This window comes from Novosphingobium sp. (assembly GCF_025351285.1).
In the GTDB taxonomy this organism is placed as follows: domain Bacteria; phylum Pseudomonadota; class Alphaproteobacteria; order Sphingomonadales; family Sphingomonadaceae; genus Novosphingobium.
On record NZ_JANXWG010000029.1, the window covers coordinates 1 to 3845 of the forward strand.

General features: G+C 63.8%; 4 protein-coding genes. All 4 read right to left on the reverse strand.

Annotated features, from left to right (window positions below):
• The coding region (locus tag Q0R16_RS03555; RefSeq protein ID WP_295632022.1) for an efflux RND transporter periplasmic adaptor subunit at positions 1-894 on the reverse strand (894 nt) is incomplete at its 3' end.
• Complete coding sequence (locus Q0R16_RS03560; RefSeq protein WP_295632023.1) at positions 891-2135, reverse strand: TolC family protein; 1245 nt, start codon at positions 2133-2135, stop codon at positions 891-893. The genes Q0R16_RS03560 and Q0R16_RS03555, both read right to left, overlap by 4 nt.
• A 53-nt stretch (positions 2136-2188) precedes the next feature.
• Positions 2189-2551, reverse strand: coding sequence for a hypothetical protein (locus Q0R16_RS03565; RefSeq protein ID WP_295632024.1), 363 nt, complete (start codon positions 2549-2551; stop codon positions 2189-2191).
• 73 nt (positions 2552-2624) lie between these two features.
• A partial coding sequence (locus tag Q0R16_RS03570) for a heavy metal translocating P-type ATPase (protein ID WP_295632025.1) occupies positions 2625-3845 on the reverse strand: 1221 nt, incomplete at its 5' end.

Here is a 3845-nt window from a genome sequence, read left to right on the forward strand (position 1 = left end):
GCTGTCGGCCTGCGCGGTCGGCAGCACGGCAATGATCCGTCCGCCGAACGTCTCGCCGGGAAAGGCGGTGAGGCTTGCGCTCGCGCTTTGGCCGACGCGAACGCTCCCGGCTTGCGCTTCGGGCACGGCGGCATTGAGCCAAACCGTTCCGATGCCGGTGACTTGAGCCAGCGTCTGCCCTTGGGTTAGTGCCACCCCGGCGCGGGCATCAAGCGTCTGGATCACGCCGGAAATCGGCGAGGTGATGGTCACGGTGCCGTTGGTGCGCCCGCTGCGCTCAACCCCGGCAATTACGGCGCCAGACATGCCCAACAGGCGTAATCGCTGACGCGCGGCGGCGATGAGTTCCGGACGCGCGAGCCGTTTGACGCTCAAAAACTCAGTCTGCGCGCCGCCCCATTCGGGCGATTGCACATCGGCAATCGGCGCACCGGCACGGATAACGTCGCCCGGAGCGCGGGCGTAAACGCGCGACACGAACCCGCCCGAGCGAGCCTGAATCACCGCCACATCGCGCTGATTGAAGTCGATGCTCCCCGTCACATTAAGGGTGGATGCGAGACTTCCCATTTGCGCCGCGACGACACGAACACCCAGGTTCTGCACAGCGTCGGGATTGACCGTTATCCCCAATGCTTCGCCGGGCGCGCCACCTTCCTCGGCATATTTGGGCTGGGTCTTCATCCCCATCGAGGACAGCGCGCCGGGATTGTCATAATGCTCCAGCGGCACCATCGGATCATAATAATAGAGGATCTTGCGCTCTTTTGCAGTCGGCGTGGTGGCATCGCCGGTCCCGCGCCCGCCCAGCCAATATCCGCAGCCGCCAGCGAGGATGAGGGTGCCAAGCAGAGCCGCCCGCCAGCGCACAGTATTTGTCGATTCAGCGGTCATTGGGTGTCTCCCCCGCCCGTCGTTGGGCCATAAGTCATGTTGATGCGGATCGCGTCGCGCGCGACATCCGCCTCGCGGGCGATAGCGTCGATTTCGGCTTCAGCGAGCGCCAGCGATGAGAGCAGAGCGCTGCCAAGATCGAGCTTTCCAGCCGCGTAACTCGCCATATCCAGTCCGGCGCGGCGCTTGGTTAGCGGCACCAGCGTTTGCCGCGCATTCTCCAACCGTTGATGGTGCATCAGATGGTCAGCTAGATCGCCTTCGAGGCTCGCCAGCACCTCGCGTTCGGCTGCCGTGCGGTCGAAGCGGGCTCTCTCGGCCTCGCTGGCGGCGGCCGCAATCTTGGGGTCTTGCCGTCGCTTCGGGAAGAACGGCAGGTCAATCGAGACACCGACCGAGACCAGATCGCCAAAAGCAGGCTCGCGGCGACCATAGGAGACGCCGACCTTCCAGTCCGGGCGCTTGTCCGCGCGGGCGAGCTGCGTATCGGCATCGGCGGCGACGGTCTGGGCATCCATCGCTCGAAGCGATGGCAGGGCAGCGATGCCCGCGATCAGTCTTGCGCGATCCACCATAAGTTCGGGCGGCGCGCCCGCGACTTCCGGGTTGGGATCACCAGTGAAACGGGCCAGCGCCGCGCGGGCCTTTGCCACACTGGCGGTCAGTTCCGCGCGGCTATCATTTACGGCCGCGCGGAGCTGATCGGGTTCAAGCGCCTGACTGGGCCGCGCGCTGCCCGAGGCAAGGCGGGCGCTGACAGTCGATTGCAGGTCGCCGAGGCTCGTATCGAGCAGCGTCAATTGGTCGAGGCGTCGTTCGGCATAGTAGAGATCGATCCACGCGAGCGCGGTCTGGAGGCGAACGCTACGGCCTTCGACATGCACGCCCGCTTCGGCAATCCCGATGTCCGCCGACGCCCGCGCAGCCCGGGCATGACGCTTTGCCGGGTTTACGAATTGCTGGCTGATACCGATTTTCTGCATCGTGAAATTGTCGCGGTTAAAGCGTCCGGCATCGGGGCCAGTCACCGGGAAATCCTGGATGCCGACGTCTAGCGTCGGATCGGGCAGCCGGTCAGCCGCCACGGCGGCAGATTGTGCTGCGGTGACGCCAGCGACGCGACCCCGCAACGACGGCGCGTCAGCCGCCGCTCGTTCGAGCGCGGCATTGAAGGTAAAGCTATCGGCTGATGCAACGCCGGGAGTTGCCGCGATCAACGCCGCAAGCACAGATTTAATCATGGTCGGATCCTGACAAGGTTCGGGCGCACGAAAACGCGCGCTGACAAATGCACTCAGGTCAGGAGTTTGGGAGGCTGCTTGTCCGGCAGGATGGTGCGATCGGCCAGAGGAGCATAGCGCGTTGCCACAGCCACAGTCGATTCGGCGAAAAACGTCCTTGGTTCAGGCGCTGACTCTCCGACCGCCATCGGGATGCTGCACCCCATCTTAGCAACGCAATCCAGCGTCAGGCCCTTACACGGTGATGTGTCGGGCGTTTGCTGTTTCATCATCTCGGCGCATTCGGGCGACATCGACGCGACCGACGACGCAGTTGCGGTCATTGCGAATGACGGTCCGATAGCATACGCGGCTTCTTGTCCGAGCAGTCCGATGACGGCTCCAAATAGAAGCAACATGCGCAGCAAGCGAGGCATCAGTCGCGATTGGGCTTTGGTCGAACCAAGGTCAAGTTTGCAATCCATTGCCATCCATAGACTATCGCGGCTTTCACAGTCTCACTCGGTTTAGCCGGAGCGCGTTCATAACGACCGTGAACGATGAGAGGGCCATCGCTGCGCCCGCGAACATCGGGGACATCAGTATGCCCGTCACCGGATAGAGAACCCCTGCTGCCACTGGCACCCCGATACCGTTGAACACGAACGAGAAGAACAAGTTCTGGCGGATGTTCGCCATCGTCGCCTTGGCGAGTGTTCGCGCGCGGACAACGGCGGCAAGATCGCCCTTGGTCAGAGTGATCCCGGCACTCTCGATGGCGACATCGGTGCCGGTGCCCATCGCCAGCCCGACATCGGCGGCAGCAAGCGCGGGCGCGTCGTTGATCCCATCGCCTGCCATCGCGACCTTCGCGCCCTCGGCTTTGAGTTCACCGACGATGCGCGCTTTGTCTTCGGGCTTGAGTTCGGCGTGAACACCGTCGAGTCCGCCGACTGCATCGGCCACAATCTGTGCGGTCGTCGGATTGTCACCGGTCAACATGATGACCCGCAGCCCTTGCTTCCGCAGTGCGGTGATCGAATTCTTGCCGTTCGCGCGGATCGGGTCGGCGACCGCGATGAACCCGGCAAGCGCACCATCGACCGCGACGAGCATGATGCCCGCGCCTTTGCGGCGCTTCGCCTCCGAGGCAGCGAACAGCGGCTGCGGATCGACGCCAATGCTTTGCATCTGCGCGGTGTTACCGATGACGACAGCGCGGCCCTCGACCTTGGCGCTGATGCCAGCGCCGACCTGAATCTCGAAGCCATCGGGTTCGGCAAGTGTCAGGCCGCGCTCTTTGGCTGCGGTAACGATGGCATGGGCGAGCGGGTGTTCGGATCGCGCTTCGACCGAAGCGACGAGCCGAAGCAGGTCGTCATCGGGCATATCGCCTTGAGTCTCGATTCCGACGAGTTTGGGCTTGCCCTCGGTGAGTGTGCCGGTCTTGTCGATCAGCAGCGTATCGACGCGCTCGAACCCTTGGAGTGCCTCGGCACTCTTGACCAACACACCGGCCTGCGCGCCGCGCCCGGTGCCGACCATGATCGACATCGGTGTCGCCAGCCCGAGAGCGCACGGACAGGCAATGATGAGCACGGCAATCGCGTTGAGCAGCGCATGGCCGATGCGTGGTTCGGGGCCAACGAGGCTCCAGATGATGAACGTGGCAACGGCAATCGCGATGACCAGTGGCACGAACCAACCCGAAATGCGGTCGGCCACGGCCTG

Coding starts and splice junctions, on each gene's coding strand:
- Q0R16_RS03565 (WP_295632024.1), bottom strand. CDS start 2,551: ATGCCTCGCTTGCTGCGCATGTTGCTTCTATTTGGAGCCGTCATCGGA.
- Q0R16_RS03560 (WP_295632023.1), bottom strand. CDS start 2,135: ATGATTAAATCTGTGCTTGCGGCGTTGATCGCGGCAACTCCCGGCGTT.